Raw genomic sequence first — 16,892 nt, forward strand, 5'->3', positions numbered from 1 at the left:
ACGGCCGGGGCGTCAGGAACAACCGAGGGCGGGGCCCCTCCCCGCCACCATCAAGGAGGACCAGGTCATGGCCACAGTCGTGACGATCCGCCAGCTCCTGGAGAGCGGCGTCCACTTCGGGCACCAGACCCGTCGCTGGAACCCCAAGATGAAGCGCTTCATCTTCACCGAGCGCAACGGCATCTACATCATCGACCTCCAGAAGTCGCTGGCCTACATCGACCGCGCCTACGAGTTCGTCAAGCAGACGGTCGCCCACGGCGGCACCGTCCTGTTCGTCGGCACCAAGAAGCAGGCGCAGGAGGCCATCGACGAGCAGGCCCGCCGCGTCGGCATGCCCTACGTCAACCAGCGCTGGCTGGGCGGCATGCTCACCAACTTCTCCACCGTGCACAAGCGGCTCCAGCGCCTCAAGGAGCTGGAGGAGATCGACTTCGACGACGTCGCCGGCTCCTCGCTCACCAAGAAGGAGCTCCTCAACCTTCGCCGTGAGAAGGAGAAGCTGGAGCGCACCCTCGGCGGTATCCGCGACATGTCCCGCGTGCCCAGCGCGGTCTGGATCGTGGACACCAAGAAGGAGCACATCGCGATCAGCGAGGCTCGCAAGCTGAACATCCCGGTCGTGGCCATCCTGGACACCAACTGCGACCCGGACGAGGTCGACTACCCGATCCCGGGTAACGACGACGCGATCCGCAGCGTCAGCCTGCTCACCCGCGTGGTCGCCGACGCCGTCGCCGACGGTCTCATGGCCCGCTCCGGCGCCTCCGAGGCCTCCGGCGAGCGCAAGTCCGCCGAGGAGCCCCTGGCCGAGTGGGAGCGCGAGCTCCTGGAGGGCAAGGCCGACTCGGCCGAGGCTCCCGTCGAGGCCGCCGAGGCCGCTGCCGAGCAGGCCCCGGTCGAGACCGCCGCCGTCGCCCCGGCCGACGAGGTCGCCGCCGAGGCCCCGGCCGAGGCCACCTCCGAGGACTCCCCGGTCGACGCGCCCGCGAAGGCCCCCGACGCCGAGTAGTTCCGTGCCTCCGAGCACCGTCGCCGCCCCGCCGCTCCCGGCGGGGCGGCCGCTCGGTGCCCGGGACCGGATCCGCTTCACTTTCCGTACAGACTCTCCACTCCAAGGGAATCCGAGAACAGTCATGGCGAACTTCACCGCCGCGGACGTCAAGAAGCTGCGCGACATGACCGGCGCCGGCATGATGGCCTGCAAGAAGGCCCTGACCGAGGCCGACGGCGACTTCGACAAGGCCGTCGAGGCCCTGCGCGTCAAGGGTGCCAAGGACGTCGGCAAGCGCGCCGAGCGCACCGCCGCCCAGGGCATGGTCGTCCTCAAGCAGGAGTCCGAAGGCAAGGCCACCCTCGTCGAGCTCAACTGCGAGACCGACTTCGTCGCCAAGAACGACCAGTTCATCGCGCTGGCCGACCAGGTCGCCGACTTCGTCGCCGCCCAGGACAGCGACGACCTCGCCACCGTCGCCGCCGCCGAGATCGAGCCGGGCAAGACCCTCCAGTCCTTCATCGAGGCCAAGAGCGCGGTCATCGGCGAGAAGCTGGAGTTCCGCCGCTTCGCCAAGTTCGAGGGCGCCTACGTCGCCAGCTACCTCCACAAGTCCGACCCGGACCTGCCCCCCACCATGGGCGTCCTGGTCGAGCTGGACAAGGCTGACGAGGAGGTCGGCAAGGACCTCGCCCAGCAGATCGCCGCGCTGGCCCCGCAGTACATCGGTCGGGACGACGTCCCCGCCGAGGTCGTGGAGAACGAGCGCCGCATCGCCGAGCAGACCACCCGCGAGGAGGGCAAGCCCGAGCAGGCCATCCCCAAGATCGTGGAGGGCCGCCTCAACGGTTACTTCAAGGACGTGACGCTGCTCGGCCAGCCGTTCGTCAAGGAGAACAAGAAGACGGTCCAGAAGGTCGTCGACGAGGCGGGCGTGACCGTCAAGCGCTTCGTCCGCTTCAAGGTCGGCCAGGCCTGAGGGTTTTGAGATGATGGAGGTGCCGGGGAGACTGCTCCCCGGCACCTTCGGTGGATATGGGCGGGTGGCGGGGCGCGTGAGCCCGGCCGACCGCATCGAGGATCACTCGGGGGACCCTGTGCCGCTCGGGGACGACAAGGGAGGCCACAGGCTGTGAACGAAGCGACGAGCACCGAACCGGCGATGCACGGTTCCGGGTGGAAGCGCGTGATGCTCAAACTCTCCGGAGAGGCGTTCGCGGGCGGCGGCGGCCTGGGCATCGACCCCGAGGTCGTCCAGTACGTGGCCGAGTCCATCGCCGAGGCGGTCTCCGAGGGCATCCAGGTCGCGGTGGTCGTCGGCGGCGGCAACATGTTCCGCGGCGCCCAGCTCACCGAGGGCGGCATCGAGCGCGGCCGCGCCGACTACATGGGCATGCTCGGCACCGTCATCAACTGCCTCGCCCTCCAGGACTTCCTGGAGCGGCTCGGTGTGGACACCCGCGTGCAGACCGCGATCCACATGAGCCAGGTCGCCGAGGCCTACATCCCCCGCCGCGCCGTCCGCCACCTGGAGAAGGGCCGCGTGGTCATCTTCGGCGCCGGTCTGGGCGCACCCTTCTTCTCGACCGACACCACCGCCGCCCAGCGCGCGCTGGAGATCGGCGCGCAGGCGGTCCTCAAGGGCACCCAGGTCGACGGGGTCTACGACTCCGACCCCCAGCGCAACCCCGACGCGGTCAAGTTCGACAAGCTCAACTACAACGAGGTCCTCACCCGCGGCCTCAAGGTCATGGACGCCACCGCGGTCAGCCTGTGCATGGACAACGGGCTGCCCATCGTCGTGTTCGACCTGATGAGCCAGGGCAACATCCTGCGCGCGGTACGCGGTGAGAAGATCGGCACCATCGTCGGGCCGACCCCGGTCTAGACAGCCTCCGCGACCACAGCAAGCCACGACACCAGGGAGCGCCCACATGATCGAAGAGACCCTCCTCGAGGCCGAGGAGAAGATGGAGAAGGCCGTGACCGTGGCGAAGGAGGACTTCGCCACGATCCGCACCGGACGCCCCACCCCGGCGACCTTCAACAAGATCACCGTCGACTACTACGGTGCCCGGACGCCGATCAACCAGCTGGCCTCCTTCTCGGTCCCCGAGCCGCGCATGGTGGTCATCTCGCCGTTCGACGTCAACTCGCGCACCGACATCATCAACGCCATCCGCAACAGCGACCTGGGCGTGAACCCCTCCGACGACGGCCAGGTCATCCGCGTGGTCTTCCCCGAGCTGTCCGAGGAGCGCCGCAAGGAGTACGTCAAGGTCGCGCGGACCAAGGCCGAGGACAGCAAGGTCTCGATCCGCAACGTCCGCCGCCGCGCCAAGGACACCTTCGAGAAGGCCGTCAAGTCCGGCGACATCGGCGAGGACGAGGCGCACCGCGCCCAGGCCGAGCTGGACGAGCTGTCTTCGAAGTACGTCGCGTCCGTCGACGAGCTGCTGAAGCACAAGGAATCGGAACTGCTCGAGGTTTAGCCGGTGACCCTTCCTTCCTCCAGCGACTCGGGAGGCGATGACCGCTCGCCCGAGCACAGACCCGGCGGCGGGCCGCGGGGCGGTCCCGATCCGGACGGGCAGCGCTTCGTGCTGCACAAACCGGGGGGTGAGCCGGTCCGGACGGGCCGCAACCTCCCGGTGGCCATCGCCAGCGGGTGCGCCCTGGGCGCCCTCGTGTTCTTCTCCATCTTCCCCCTGCCCCAGCTGTTCACGATCATCACCTCCCTGGGGGTGCTGATCGGCCTGCGCGAGGTCAACCGGGCGTTCGCGGGCAAGGGCATGGGCCTGGCACTGGTACCGCTGGCCGTCGGCGGCGTGGCCATGCAGGTCGCCGCCTACTTCGGGGGAACCGACTGGCTGGTGGGCACGACCGCGCTGACCGCGATCGTCGCCCTGGTGTGGCGGCTGCGCGGAGGTACGGAAGGGTTCGTGGCCGACGTCGCGGCGAACCTGTTCACCCTGGTGTACCTGCCGTTCCTCTTCGGCACGTGGCTGCTGCTCATCTCCCATCCCGAGGACGGCCAGTACCGCCTGGTCACGTTCATCGTGGTGACGATCTCCAGCGACATCGGCGGGTACTTCGCCGGCATCCTGCTGGGCCGGCACAAGATGGCGCCGGTGATCAGCCCCAACAAGACCTGGGAGGGCTTCGGCGGATCGGTCGTGGGCTGCGCCGTCGCGGGCGCGCTGTGCGTGACGCTCATGCTGGACGGCCCCTGGTGGGTCGGCGTGGTCCTGGGCCTGGCGGTCGTGCTGGCCGCCACCGTCGGGGACCTCATCGAGTCGCTGTTCAAGCGCGACCTCGGGGTCAAGGACATGGGCAGGTTCATGCCCGGGCACGGCGGCCTCATGGACCGCCTGGACTCGCTGCTGATCGCCGGTCCCGTGACGTGGATGGTGCTGAGCCTGCTGCTGTAGGCGGCGGCGGACGGGGCGGGTCCTCCCGGGGGCCCGCCCCGTCGGCGTCCCCGCGTCTGGCCCGCCGACCGGGCGGGTGGATACGCTCGTCGGGTGGAAGAACCGCTGATCGAACGAATGCGCGTGTACGGCGAGACGGTCTTCGCCGAGATGACGCGGCTGGCCGTGGAGACCGGATCGGTCAACCTGGGGCAGGGGTTCCCCGACACCGACGGTCCCCGCTCCCTGCTGGAGGCCGCCTCCGGGCACATCCTGGAGGGGGTGAACCAGTACCCGCCCGGTCCGGGCCGTCCCGAGCTGCGGCGGGCGGTGAGCCGGTACCGGGCCCGCCACTACGGCATCGAGCTGGACCCGGACACCGAGGTCTACGTGACCGTCGGCGCCACCGCCGGGATCGCGGCCGCGGTGCTCGCCCTGGTGGAGCGCGGTGACGAGGTGATCGTCTTCGAGCCGATGTACGACTCCTACGCCGCCATGATCACGCTGGCGGGCGGGGTGCGCAGACCGGTGACGCTGCGGCCGGACCCCGTGTCCGGCCGGTTCACCTTCGACCCCGCGGAGCTGCGCGCGGCCGTGGGCCCCCGCACCCGGATGGTGCTGGTGAACACGCCGCACAACCCCACGGGGACCGTGTTCACCGCCGAGGAGCTGGAAGAGGTCGCGCGGGTGTGCCGCGAGCACGACCTGATCGCGTTCACCGACGAGGTGTACGAGTTCCTCACCTTCGACGGGCGGCCGCACGTGCCGCTGGCCACCCTGCCGGGCATGCGCGAGCGGACGCTGTCGGTGTCCTCGGTCGGCAAGATGTTCGCCGTGACCGGGTGGAAGACCGGCTGGGTGATGGGGCCCGAACCGCTGGTCAGCGCGGTGCGCACGGTGAACCAGTTCCTCACCTTCTCCGCGAACGGCGCGCTCCAGCTGGCCACGGCCGACGCCATCGACCAGGAGGAGGAGTGGGTCGCCGCCCAGCGCACCGCCCTCCAGGGCAAGCGCGACCGCCTGGTGGAGGGGCTGACCGGGGCCGGTTTCGAGGTGGACGCGTGCGAGGGCACCTACTTCGTCATGGCCGACATCCGTCCGCTCGGGTACGCCGACGGGGTGGAGGTGGCCCGCGCGCTGCCCCGGGAGGCCGGGGTGGCGGCGGTGCCCGCCCAGGTGTTCTACGACCATCGGGAGGAGGGCGCGCACCTGCTCCGGTTCGCGTTCTGCAAGAGGGACGAGGTCCTGGACGAGGCGGTCGCCCGCCTCTCCGGCTGGCACGCGCGCGGGCGGTAGGAACCCGCCGCCGTGCGCTCAACCGGAGCGCACGGCGGCGTCCGTCAGGCCCGCGGGTCCGGGCGCGAGCGCGCGTCCATCACCTCGACCAGGCGCCGCTCGGCGTCGGGGCCCGCGGTGATCCGGGGCAGACGCCACATCAGGGCGGCCCCGGCCACCCACCACACGAGCACCATCAGCCACTCGTTGGGCCAGCTCAGCGCCGCGGGCATGCCGGGCAGGTAGAGCAGGAGCAGCCCCACGGACAGCACGAGGGCCACCACGCCGACGGGGACGCCCGCCGGAACGGTGAAGGGCCGCTCCATGGCGGGTTCGCGGCGTCGCAGTACGAGGAAGCTGACCACCACCGTGACGAAACCGACCACGATGTTCAGGCCGCCCGCGTTGACCAGCCAGCCCAGCATCGGCTCGCCGAAGAACGGGGACACCAGGGAGAGCGCTCCGACGAACAGCACGGCGTTGGACGGGGTGCGAAAGCGCGGGTGCAGGCGGCCGAACCAGGCCGGGAGCATCCGCGAGGCGGCCATGGCGTAGATGAGGCGGCTGCCGCCGATGAGGAAGGCGTTCCAGCTGGTGAGCAGGCCCGCGACGCCGCCGAGGACGAGCAGGTTGCCCATGGTCGCGCTGTCCCACATGGCGGCGACGGCGTCGGCGGAGGCCAGTTCCGAGTCCGCCAGTTCGGCCGGGCCCAGACCCGAGCCCGCCGTCAGCATGACCATCACGTACCAGGCGGTCGCGCAGAACACCGACAGCACCAGCAGGGTGCCGACCACGCGGTACGGGAGTCTGATCTCGGAGGCCGACTGCGGGATGACGTCGAAGCCGACGAAGAGGAACGGGACCGCGACCAGGACCACGAACATGCCCGGGGCGCCGCCGGTGAACAGCGGCCGCATGTTGTCCACGGAACCGCCGACGAACGCGCCGGTGACCATGGCGGCCCCGGTGAGCAGCAGGAACAGCACCGCGATGGTCTGGAAGACGCTCGCGGGCTTGATGCCGACGTAGTTGACGGCGGTCATCAGCACGGCCGCGGCCACGCCGACGGCGACCAGACCGGCGTGGACGTCGTACCCGGCGACGGTCCACAGGCGGCCGACCGCCATGTCGGGGAAGAGGTAGACGAGGGTCTGGGGGACGGCCACGGCCTCGAAGGCGACGACGGAGACGTAGCCCAGGATCATGGCCCAGGAGGCGGTGAAGGCCCCCTTGGGGCCGATGGCGCGCATGGCGTAGTGGTGCTCCCCGCCCGCGTGCGGCATCGCGGCGACGAGCTCGGCGTAGGCGAGGCCGACGAAGGCCATGATGACGCCGCCGATCACGAAGGCCAGCGCCGCGCCCGCGCTGCCCGCCGCGCTCACGAAGTCGCCCACCAGCACGATCCAGCCGAAGCCGATCATCGCGCCGAAGCCGAGGGCGAGGACGTCACCCCTTCCCAGCACCCGGACGAAACTCTGGCTGTTGTCGGACACGGGGTCTCCCAACGGTCGTGCCTGTGGTGCAGGACACACAAGCACGCGGCGGCGGTGAGCGGAAGGGCCCGTCGCGGAGGTTTTTGCTCCTGTTTCGCTTCCGCCACTCACACCACTTGCGTACCGGGGCGGCGTCCGGGCCCCGCCGCCGACCGGCGCGGACGTCCCACCCGCGAACGCGCGGTTCGGCGGTCGGACGCGGTGGGTGTTCCTGGCGGCCGGCCAGGCGTCCGTCCGTGAGCGCGGCCTCTCAGGACCGGGAGGCCGACGGACTCCACACCATGGTCCGCTGGTGCACGTGCCCTCCCTCGAAGCGCACGCCCGGCACCACGGGGGCCGGTCCGTGGGGTTCGAACCCGGCCCGCGCGAAGAAGCGCACGGCACCGGTGTTCTCCACGAGGGTCTGCAGGTGGCAGCCGCGGGATCCCTGCTCGCGCAGCCGGTCCTGCCACTCGCGCACCAGAGCGGCGCCCACGCCGGTGCCGCGTGCCCGGGACTCGACGTTGACGTGCAGGTGGGCGGGCCAGCGCGGGTCCGAGAGCTCGCCCGCGGCGGGCCTGCGCCGGAGGGCGGACACCGCCGTGTCCAGCAGGGCCCGGGCGAAGAAGGCCGCCGGTCCTCGCCGCAGCGCGAGCCGGTGCTCCCGGATCGCGCGGTCCATGAGCTCGCTCTCCCCGGGCATCGCGGAGGGGTCGGGGCAGCCGGTCAGGTAGCCCGCCATCCGTCCGTCGACCAGGGCGACCAGGAGCGATTCGGGCACGTGGTCCATGTAGGGATCCAGGTAGATCGCGGCCTCGGACGGCAGGTGCCCCCAGAGCGTTCCCGACGGCGACCCCTCGCCCGCACGGGCGAACAGCGCCCGCAGTTCGGCGCGATCGTCCTCGCGGAAGGTCCGGATCTCGGTACTGGCCACAACGGCACCCCTCAACTGTGTATCAAATACAGTGTATAAGATACACAGTTCGGCGCCCGGGCCGAAAGGGGCCCGGGCGCCGCACCGGTCGCTCCGCTGGGATGCTGCTTTCCGACCGGCCTCAGCTCACGGGGGCCGGTTCGGGCGCCCACAGGGTTCTGGAGGCGGCGGGCGGCGGGTGGGACGAAGCGAAGCGAAGGCCCGGAGAGGACACCGCCTAGGACCCGGGCTCGAACCAGACCGCGCCGAGCGGGGGCAGGACGACCTCCGCCGAGAACGGCTGCCCGTCCCAGGGCACGGGCTCGGCGTCCACGCGGGCGGGCGCCGGGTGGTCCGACCCGCCGAAGCGCGCCTCGTCGGTGTTGAGCACCGCGTTCCACCGGCCCCCGGAGGGCAGGCCCATCCGCCGCCCCGTACGGGGCACCGGCGAGAAGTTCACCGCGCAGGCGAGCACAGAGCCGTCGTCGCCGTGGCGCAGGTACGACAGCGTGTTCCCCTCGCGGTCACCGCCGTCCAGCCAGGTGAAGCCCGCCGGTTCGGTGTCCTGGGACCACAGCGCGGCCCGGGGCCGGTAGGCCTCGTTGAGCGTCCGCACCAGGCGCTGCACCCCCGCGTGGTGCTCGAACTGGAGCAGCCACCACGGCACGCCCTCCCGGTGCGACCACTCGTCGCCCTGGGCGATCTCCCCGCCCATGAACAGCAGCTGCTTGCCCGGGTGGGACCACATGAACGCCAGGAGCGCGCGCAGGGTCGCCGACCGCTGCCACTCGTCGCCGGGCGGCTTGTTGAACAGCGACTGCTTGCCGTGCACCACCTCGTCGTGCGACAGCGGCAGCACGTAGTTCTCGCTGTAGGCGTAGACCATCGAGAACGTGACGTCGTCGTGGTGGTACTGGCGGTGGACCGGCTCCTTCTTGACGTACTCCAGGGTGTCGTGCATCCACCCCATGTTCCACTTGAACCCGAAGCCGAGCCCGCCGTGGTCCACCGGCGTGGTCACGCCCGTGTAGGCGGTGGACTCCTCCGCGATCATCGCCACGTGCGGGTTGCGCCGGTAGACGGTGGTGTTGAGCTCCTTGAGGAAGTCGATCGCCTCCAGGTTCTCCCTGCCGCCGAACACGTTCGGCTCCCAGGCCCCGGAGTCGCGCGAGTAGTCCAGGTAGATCATCGAGGCCACCGCGTCCACCCGCAGGCCGTCGACGTGGAACTCCTCCAACCAGTACAGGGCGTTGGCCACGAGGAAGTTGCGCACCTCGGTCCGCCCGTAGTTGAAGATCAGCGTTCCCCAGTCCGGGTGCTCGCCCCGGCGCGGGTCGGGGTGCTCGTACAGCGCGCTCCCGTCGAAGCGGGCCAGCGCCCACTCGTCCTTGGGGAAGTGCGCGGGCACCCAGTCCAGCAGCACGCCGACCCCCGCGCGGTGCAGGGCGTCCACCAGGTGGCGGAACTCGTCCGGCGTGCCGAACCGGGGCGTGGGCGCGTAGTACGAGGTCACCTGGTATCCCCAGGAACCGTCGTAGGGGTGGCCCGCCACGGGCAGGAACTCCACGTGCGTGAACCCCATGTCGGTCACGTACGCGACGAGTTCCTCGGCCAGCTCGGCGTAGCCCAGCCCGGGCCGCCAGGAGCCCAGGTGCACCTCGTACACGCTCATCGGCGCCCGGTGCTGCTCCACGCCCTTGCGCTCGGCCATCCACTCCTGGTCGGACCACACGTGCGTGGAGGAGGTGACCACGGAGGCGGTCGCGGGCGGCATCTGCGTGCACCGCGCCATCGGGTCGGCCTTGTCGCGCCAGTGCCCGTCGGCGCCCAGGACCTGGAACTTGTACAGGCCGCCCTCACCGATCCCGGGCACGAACAGCTCCCACACACCGCTGGATCCCAGGCTCCGCATCGGGTGCCCGACGCCGCTCCAGTGGTTGAAGTCGCCGATCATCCGCACGCCGCGCGCGTCCGGCGCCCACACCGCGAACCGGGTTCCGGCCACCTCTCCCATCGCGGTGTCCTCGACCCGCACGTGCGCTCCGAGGGCGTTCCACAGCTCCTCGTGGCGGCCCTCGCCGATCAGGTGCAGGTCCAGCTCGCCCAGGGTCGGCGCGAACCGGTACGGGTCGGCGGCCACGTGTTCGGCGCCGTCCTCGTAGCGGGCGCTGATCCGGTAGTCGGGCACGGAGCCGAGCCTGCTCCGGGACACCTTCGCGGAGAACACGCCCCGGTGCAGGTGGTCCAGGCGCAGCCGCGAGCCGTCGGCCAGGACGGCGTGCACCTCCACCGCGCCCGGCCGCAGGGCCCGCACCACGGTGCCCCGGCCCTCGGCGTGCACGCCCAGCAGCGCGTGCGGGTCGTGGTGGTGGCCGTCCACCAGCCGGTCCAGGGCGGCGACCAGTTCGGGGTCGGGCCCCTTGCGCCGGGAGGCGGCCGGTGGTTTCGCCGTCGCGGCCCTGCCGTTCGTCGCGGCCCTGCCCTTCGCTGCGGCCCTCCCGTTCGCGGAGGCCCTGCCCTTGGAGGCTGCCGGGGCCTTCTCACCGGTCCCCGCCGTCGCGGCCTTCCTGACGGCCTTGGCCGCCTTGCCCCCCGCGGGCTTCCCGGCGGCGGGTTCCACCGCGGCCGCCGTCTCGGCGACCGACACCTCCTCCACGACCGGGATGCTCTCCACGGCCTTCTTCTTCGGGTTCTTCCCGTTCGTCGCAGTCTTGGCTGCGCTGGCACGCGGACGTTGTTCGCTGCGCGGCGAGGTCAATGCGGACTCCGTGGTACTCGTGCGGACGGATCGGGGGGCGTGGTGGTCGAAGGGGCGGCCGCCGCGCTCGGGAGGCGGCCGCCGACGTGCTCAACCGGGCACGGGAGGCGCGGCGGCGGTGGCGATGGACTCCAGCGGGACCCGCAGCCAGTTCGGCCGGTTCCGGGCCTCGTACAGCACCTCGTACACGGCCTTGTCGAACTCGAAGGCCCGCAGGACCGCCAGGTGCTTCTCCGGGTCGGCCCCGCCGCCGTCGGCGTAGCCCCGGCAGAACGCCTCCCGGTTGTGCCGGGCCCAGGAGCGGGCCGCCCACTCCAGACCGGGGTCGCCCGGGTGCCCGATCAGCAGGTACCCGGCCGCGTAGTCGAAGGAGCGGAGCATCCCCGCCACGTCCCGCAGCGGGCTGGACAGGCGCTGGCGGTCGCGCACCGGCACGGTGGGCTCGCCCTCGAAGTCCAGCAGCACCCATCCGGACGCGGTCCGGATCGCCTGCCCCAGGTGGTAGTCGCCGTGGATGCGCTGTATCGGCAGCGGCTCGTCCACCTCGGAGAAGTCGGCGTAGGCCTCCATCACCCGGGGCGCGTGCTCGGCCAGCTCCGGCACCTCGGCGCTGGCCATCGCCAGGCGCTCCACCATGGCGTCGGCCATCTCGGCCGCGCCCGTCGGGGTGAGCACGTCCGTGGGCAGGGTCCGGGCCAGCGACCGGTGCACCTCGGCGGTGGTGCGGCCCAGCTGGGCCGCCTCGTCGGTGAACGCGGACTCGCGCCCGTCCCCCGGCCCCTCCAACAGGGCGCGCACGTTGGCGGTGGCGAGCACCCACCCGTCCGTGGCGTGCGGGATGTAGGTCTGGAGCATGGCCAGCGTCGTGGGTGTGGAGTGCCCGGCCAGGTCGGCCTCGATCCACCCGCACGGCCGGGCCACGTACGGGGTTCCCGACAGGGCCATGTTCAGCTCCAGGTCCGGGTTGGGCCCGGGCCAGAGTCTGCGGAAGGTCTTGAGGATGTAGTCCTCGCCGAAGACCAGCGACGTGTTGGACTGCTCGCCGGTGAGCAGCCGCCCGGATGACCCGGTGCGGACGCTGTCGCCCGGCAGGCTGCGGAAGCGCACCTTTCCGGAGGGTTCGGCCCCGGTGGGGGCGGCGAACCGCTCCAGGAGCATCCGGGTCAGCTCCTCGTCGTGGGCGGCGTCGTAGACCACCCTGGGTCTGCCGCCCGCCACCTGGCACACGCCGATGGCCACGCGCGCCAGGTCCGGTGGCAGGGAGCGCGGCGGCCGCGAACCCAGCAGCACCTGGTAGCGGGAACTGCGGCCCCGCTGCCCGGCCTGGAGGACCAGGACGTTCAGGTCCGGGCCGTCGGGGCCCGACGTCACCAGCGTGTACCTGCTCTCGACCCGGATCTGGCGGATGGGGATCCCCTTGCCGGAGAACCAGCGCTGTCTCGGTAGCCAGACGGCCAGGAGTTCTTCGAGTTGGGACATGTCAGAGCGACCCGTTTCCCTTCTCGCCCCCACCCCGGCCCGTGCGCTCCGCGGCCGGGCCGGAGAGGCCCGACGCGCGCACCGCGCTCCCGTGGGAGGGGGTGCGGGCGCCGTCGCCGAACGCGGGGGAGAACCCGGCCGGGATGCTGGACGTCGTGCTCACTGGATGGTCCGGTGCGTGCGTCCGGGCCGCGGCCGCCGACACCGGCGAGGTCTCGAAGGCGGCGTGCACCCGGGCCCCGGCCTCGGGCAGTCCGTAGGACGGCATACCGTCCCGGTTCGTGCCCGCGGACTCCCGGTCGGCGGTGGTGGGCAGCTGGAACCAGTAGAAGCCGTGCCCGGGCAGGGTGAGCAGGTAGGGCAGCTCCCCGATCTCGGGGAAGCGCACACCGCCCACGCACTCCACCGGGGCGACCCCGGCGTAGCGCCCCAGGTCCAGCTCCACGGGCTGCGGGTACCGCGACAGGTTGTTGACGCAGAGCATCCGGTCGTCGCCGTGCTCGCGGATGAAGGCCAGCACGCTCGGGTTGGTGGCGTTGAGTTCGGTGAAGGCGCCGGTGCCGAACACGGGGTGGCGCTTGCGGATCTGGATCATGCGCCGCGTCCAGTGCAGCAGCGAACCGGGGTTGTCGCGCTGGGACTCCACGTTGAGCGCTTGGTACCCGTAGACCGGGTCCATGATCAGCGGCAGGTACAGGCGGGCCGGGTCGCCCTTGGAGAACCCGGCGTTGCGGTCCGAGCTCCACTGCATGGGCGTGCGCACGGCGTCGCGGTCGCCCAGCCAGATGTTGTCGCCCATGCCGATCTCGTCGCCGTAGTACAGGACGGGCGAGCCCGGCAGGGACAGCAGCAGGGCCGTGAACAGCTCGATCTGGTTGCGGTCGTTGTCCAGCAGGGGCGCGAGCCGCCTGCGGATCCCCACGTTGGCGCGCATGCGGGGTTCCTTGGCGTACTCGGAGTACATGTAGTCGCGCTCCTCGTCGGTGACCATCTCCAGGGTCAGCTCGTCGTGGTTGCGCAGGAAGATCGCCCACTGGCAGTTGCGGGGGATCGGCGGCGTCTGGGCGAGGATCTCCGAGATCGGGAAGCGCTGCTCCTGCCGGACCGCCATGAACATGCGCGGCATCAGCGGGAAGTGGAAGTTCATGTGGCACTCGTCGCCGCCGGACTCGAAGTCGCCGAAGTAGTCGACGACGTCGGACGGCCACTGGTTGGCCTCGCTCAGCAGCACGCGGTCGGGGTAGAGCCGGTCCACCTCGGCGCGCACGCGCTTGAGGAACTCGTGCGTCTCCTTGAGGTTCTCGCAGTTGGTGCCCTCGCGCTCGTACAGGTACGGCACGGCGTCCAGGCGGAACCCGTCGATGCCCAGGTCCAGCCAGTAGCGCAGGACCTCCAGGATCGCCTCCTGGACGGCCGGGTTCTCGAAGTTGAGGTCGGGCTGGTGGGAGAAGAACCGGTGCCAGTAGTACTGGCCGCGGACCTCGTCGTAGGTCCAGTTGGACGTCTCGGTGTCGACGAAGATGATGCGGGCCTCGTCGTAGCGGTCGTCGGTGTCCGACCACACGTAGAAGTCCCCGTAGGGCCCGTCCGGGTCCTCGCGGGAGGCCTTGAACCACGGGTGCTGGTCACTGGTGTGGTTCATGACCAGGTCGGTGATGACCCGGATCCCGCGCCGGTGCGCCTCGTCCAGGAGCTCCACGAAGTCGGCGGTGCGGCCGAACTCCGGGAGGATCTTGAAGTAGTCGGAGATGTCGTAGCCGCCGTCGCGCAGGGGCGACTCGTACATCGGCAACAGCCACACGCAGTCGATGCCCAGCCACTGGAGGTAGTCCAGCTTCTGCACCAGCCCGGCGAGGTCGCCGGTGCCGTCGCCGTTGGAGTCGAAGAAGCCCCGGGCGAGGACCTCGTAGAAGACGGCGTGTTTGTACCAGTGGGGATCACTGGTGCCGCCGGAGGACATCAGCGGGCCGGTGGCGGCCCCGGTGGCCGGGGCGAGCGGACCGTGTTCGGCGTGACCGTGTCCGCCGGGGCCGGGCTCGTCTTTGCTCATCTACTGCTCCCCACCAAGAATGTTCGACGTCGGTTCAACAGGCGTTTCGGACACGGCGGGGCTCCGGCGGAGCAGCTCCGCCGGGCCCCGTGCGCTGGTTCCGGGGCCGCTATCTGCCGCTGACGGTGAACACGTGCGCGGGACCGGCCGCGGGGTCGAGACGGACGTAGTTGTCCGCACCCCAGGTGTAGGAACGGCCGGTCAGCTCGTCGGTCACCCTGAACTCCTCCTCCCTTGTGAGGCCGATGGACGGCAGATCCAGGTGCACCGTCGCCTCGCGTGCGTGGTGCGGGTCGAGGTTGACGACGGCGATCACGGCGTCGTCGGGGTCCTTGGGGCCGGTTCCGGGCCGGTGCTTGGAGAAGCAGACGATCTCGGGCCGGTCCACGTGGTGGAAGCGCAGGTTGCGCAGCTCCCGCAGGGCCGGGTGCTCCCGGCGCAGCCGGTTGAGCAGCGTGATGAGGCCGGTGAGGGTCTCGCCGGAGGCCTCGGCCGCGGCCCAGTCGCGGGGGCGGTACTGGTACTTCTCCGAGTCGAGGTACTCCTCGCTGCCCGGCCCGGCGGGGGTGTTCTCGCACAGTTCGAAGCCGGAGTAGACGCCCCAGGTGGGGGAGAGCAGGGCCGCCAGCACGGCGCGGACGGCGAACGCGGGCCGACCGCCGTGCTGGAGGTAGGCGTGCAGGATGTCCGGGGTGTTGGCGAAGAGGTTGGGGCGCAGGTAGTGGGCGCTCTCCCGGCTCAGCTCGGTGAGGTAGTCGGTCAGCTCGTCCTTGCCGTTGCGCCAGGTGAAGTAGGTGTAGGACTGGTGGAAGCCGACCTTGGCCAGCGTGCGCATCATGGCGGGGCGGGTGAAGGCCTCGGCGAGGAACAGCACGTCGGGGTGCCTGTCGGCGACGTCGGCGAGCAGCTTCTGCCAGAAAGCGACCGGCTTGGTGTGCGGGTTGTCGACGCGGAAGACGCGTACGCCGTGCGCGATCCAGTGCTCGACCACCCGCAGGACCTCCGCGTACAGGCCCTCGAAGTCGCGGTCGAAGTTGAGCGGATAGATGTCCTGGTACTTCTTGGGCGGGTTCTCGGCGTAGGCGATGGAGCCGTCGGCCCGGGCGGTGAACCACTCGGGGTGCTCGGTCACCCAGGGGTGGTCGGGGGAGCACTGCAGGGCCAGGTCCAGGGCGATCTCCATGCCGTGCTCGCGGGCCTCGGCGACGAAGGCGTCGAAGTCGGCGAGGGTGCCCAGGTCGGGGTGGACCGCGTCGTGGCCGCCGTCGGCCGACCCGATGGCCCACACCGAACCGGGGTCGCCGGGACCGGCGGTCAGCGCGTTGTTGGCGCCCTTGCGGTGGGTGGTGCCGACCGGGTGGATGGGCGGCAGGTAGACCACGTCGAAGCCCATGTCGGCGATGGCGGGCAGGCGCTTGGCCGCGGTGGCGAGGGTGCCCGAGAGCTCCTGGCCGGGCGCGGTGTCGACCTGGGCGCCCTCCGAGCGCGGGAAGAACTCGTACCAGGAGCCGAACAGCGCGCGCTCGCGGTGGACGACGACGCTGGTGCGCTTGGACCTGGTGACCAGCTCGCGCAGGGGCGCGCGCTCCATCTCGGCCAGGACCTCGGGGGTGAGCGCCGCCTCGAAGCGCTCCACCGGGGTCATCGAGGTGTCGCGCAGCGCCTTGGCGGCGGCGTTCAGGAAGGGGCGGCGCGGGACCCGTCGCCCGGCGCGGGCGAGCAGGCGGGCGCCCTCCTCCAGGACGAGTTCGGTGTCCTGGCCCAGCGGGAGCTTGACGCCCGCGACGTGGTGCCAGGTGGCGAAGGGGTCGGTCCACGACTCGACGGCGAAGGACCACGTCCCCTCCGTGGGGAGGCTGACGCAGGCCTCGTAGCGGTCGGTGCCGGGGGCGTGCTCGCGCATGGGGACGAGCTGTTCGCGGCGTCCCTCGGGGGAGTAGACGACGACGCCCGCGGCGAGGGAGTCGTGGCCCTCGCGGATCACCGTCGCTCCCACGGTGAAGCGTTCGCCCGGAACGGCTTTCACCGGTCCGAGGTCGTTCTCTGGAGAGATATCGAGGATGGGCAGGCGTCCGATCACTGGCTACACCGTAATTGTCGTGGTTCGACGTTCGGAACCGTGCTGTTTTTCGGCAGGCGGAAATAACCGGGAGTTAATCCGGGGCAAGACGGAGTTCACGGAGCATCCGGAACAGAAACTGTCCGGATTAAGGCTTCGGTGCCCTCCGCTGTCTATCGTCTGCCCTCTTGTGGTGTTTGGCGGAGTGCCAGGGCCGGATAATTTCTGTGATCCTCGCCACACTGGATGCGTGTGCTAAGAGCCGGTGTTTGTCGGGTTTCTGCTGAGTAAACCTCTCAAAGCGGTCATAAGGATGCAGCAGATTCAGGTGTCTCTGTGGTTGTTTTCCGATGCATTCTGTGGAAATGACGGAAAACTGATCGGTCATGTTGGACGGTGTGCTGCGGTGGGTAAGGATGACCGAATGCACGCGCGAGCTGTATGGCCGTATTCCGGACATCCGCGCGTGACCGAATAGTCGT

At 70.6% G+C, this 16,892-nt stretch carries 12 protein-coding genes; 6 read left to right on the forward strand and 6 right to left on the reverse strand.

Going from position 1 to position 16,892, the window contains the following annotated elements; genetic code table 11:
- The first annotated feature begins 67 nt into the window (after positions 1-67).
- The 6 genes from rpsB (at position 68) to NDAS_RS01235 (ending at position 5,700) form a co-directional block, all read left to right on the forward strand.
- Entirely contained in the window at positions 68-1,012 is a 945-nt protein-coding gene (rpsB, locus tag NDAS_RS01210) for a 30S ribosomal protein S2 (RefSeq protein WP_013151293.1), read from the forward strand.
- Between the two features lie 124 nt (positions 1,013-1,136).
- Positions 1,137-1,973: a translation elongation factor Ts gene (gene tsf, locus NDAS_RS01215; RefSeq protein WP_013151294.1), complete on the forward strand. Its 837-nt coding sequence runs from the start codon at positions 1,137-1,139 to the stop codon at positions 1,971-1,973.
- A gap of 183 nt (positions 1,974-2,156) precedes the next feature.
- The gene (pyrH, locus tag NDAS_RS01220; protein ID WP_036552624.1) at positions 2,157-2,882 is read left to right on the forward strand and encodes a UMP kinase; all 726 of its coding nucleotides are present in this window, start codon (positions 2,157-2,159) and stop codon (positions 2,880-2,882) included.
- A gap of 46 nt (positions 2,883-2,928) precedes the next feature.
- Positions 2,929-3,486, forward strand: a complete 558-nt coding sequence (gene frr / locus NDAS_RS01225; RefSeq protein WP_013151297.1) for a ribosome recycling factor — start codon at positions 2,929-2,931, stop codon at positions 3,484-3,486.
- Between the two features lie 3 nt (positions 3,487-3,489).
- A complete protein-coding gene (locus NDAS_RS01230; RefSeq protein WP_013151298.1) occupies positions 3,490-4,425 on the forward strand; it encodes a phosphatidate cytidylyltransferase in 936 nt (311 codons plus the stop codon).
- A 93-nt stretch (positions 4,426-4,518) separates the two neighbouring features.
- Positions 4,519-5,700: a pyridoxal phosphate-dependent aminotransferase gene (locus tag NDAS_RS01235; protein WP_013151299.1), complete on the forward strand. Its 1,182-nt coding sequence runs from the start codon at positions 4,519-4,521 to the stop codon at positions 5,698-5,700.
- A gap of 44 nt (positions 5,701-5,744) precedes the next feature.
- Here the strand turns inward: NDAS_RS01235 and NDAS_RS01240 are convergent, their stop codons facing one another.
- The 6 genes from NDAS_RS01240 to NDAS_RS01265 all read right to left on the reverse strand — a co-directional run bounded on the left by NDAS_RS01240 (position 5,745) and on the right by NDAS_RS01265 (position 16,431).
- Entirely contained in the window at positions 5,745-7,172 is a 1,428-nt protein-coding gene (locus tag NDAS_RS01240) for an APC family permease (RefSeq protein WP_013151300.1), read from the reverse strand.
- 250 nt (positions 7,173-7,422) lie between these two features.
- Complete coding sequence (locus tag NDAS_RS01245) at positions 7,423-8,085, reverse strand: GNAT family N-acetyltransferase (RefSeq protein WP_013151301.1); 663 nt, start codon at positions 8,083-8,085, stop codon at positions 7,423-7,425.
- A gap of 217 nt (positions 8,086-8,302) precedes the next feature.
- Entirely contained in the window at positions 8,303-10,468 is a 2,166-nt protein-coding gene (gene glgB, locus NDAS_RS01250) for a 1,4-alpha-glucan branching protein GlgB (protein WP_210746078.1), read from the reverse strand.
- Between the two features lie 444 nt (positions 10,469-10,912).
- The gene (locus tag NDAS_RS01255; protein WP_013151303.1) at positions 10,913-12,301 is read right to left on the reverse strand and encodes a maltokinase N-terminal cap-like domain-containing protein; all 1,389 of its coding nucleotides are present in this window, start codon (positions 12,299-12,301) and stop codon (positions 10,913-10,915) included.
- Position 12,302: 1 nt separating this feature from the next.
- Entirely contained in the window at positions 12,303-14,351 is a 2,049-nt protein-coding gene (treS, locus tag NDAS_RS01260; RefSeq protein ID WP_013151304.1) for a maltose alpha-D-glucosyltransferase, read from the reverse strand.
- Positions 14,352-14,460: 109 nt separating this feature from the next.
- The gene (locus tag NDAS_RS01265; RefSeq protein ID WP_013151305.1) at positions 14,461-16,431 is read right to left on the reverse strand and encodes an alpha-1,4-glucan--maltose-1-phosphate maltosyltransferase; all 1,971 of its coding nucleotides are present in this window, start codon (positions 16,429-16,431) and stop codon (positions 14,461-14,463) included.
- Positions 16,432-16,892: the final 461 nt, after the last annotated feature.

This window comes from Nocardiopsis dassonvillei subsp. dassonvillei DSM 43111 (genome assembly GCF_000092985.1).
Taxonomy (GTDB): Bacteria; Actinomycetota; Actinomycetes; order Streptosporangiales; family Streptosporangiaceae; genus Nocardiopsis; species Nocardiopsis dassonvillei.

Coding starts and splice junctions, on each gene's coding strand:
- rpsB (WP_013151293.1), top strand. CDS start 68: ATGGCCACAGTCGTGACGATCCGCCAGCTCCTGGAGAGCGGCGTCCAC.
- tsf (WP_013151294.1), top strand. CDS start 1,137: ATGGCGAACTTCACCGCCGCGGACGTCAAGAAGCTGCGCGACATGACC.
- pyrH (WP_036552624.1), top strand. CDS start 2,157: ATGCACGGTTCCGGGTGGAAGCGCGTGATGCTCAAACTCTCCGGAGAG.
- frr (WP_013151297.1), top strand. CDS start 2,929: ATGATCGAAGAGACCCTCCTCGAGGCCGAGGAGAAGATGGAGAAGGCC.
- NDAS_RS01255 (WP_013151303.1), bottom strand. CDS start 12,301: ATGTCCCAACTCGAAGAACTCCTGGCCGTCTGGCTACCGAGACAGCGC.
- treS (WP_013151304.1), bottom strand. CDS start 14,351: ATGAGCAAAGACGAGCCCGGCCCCGGCGGACACGGTCACGCCGAACAC.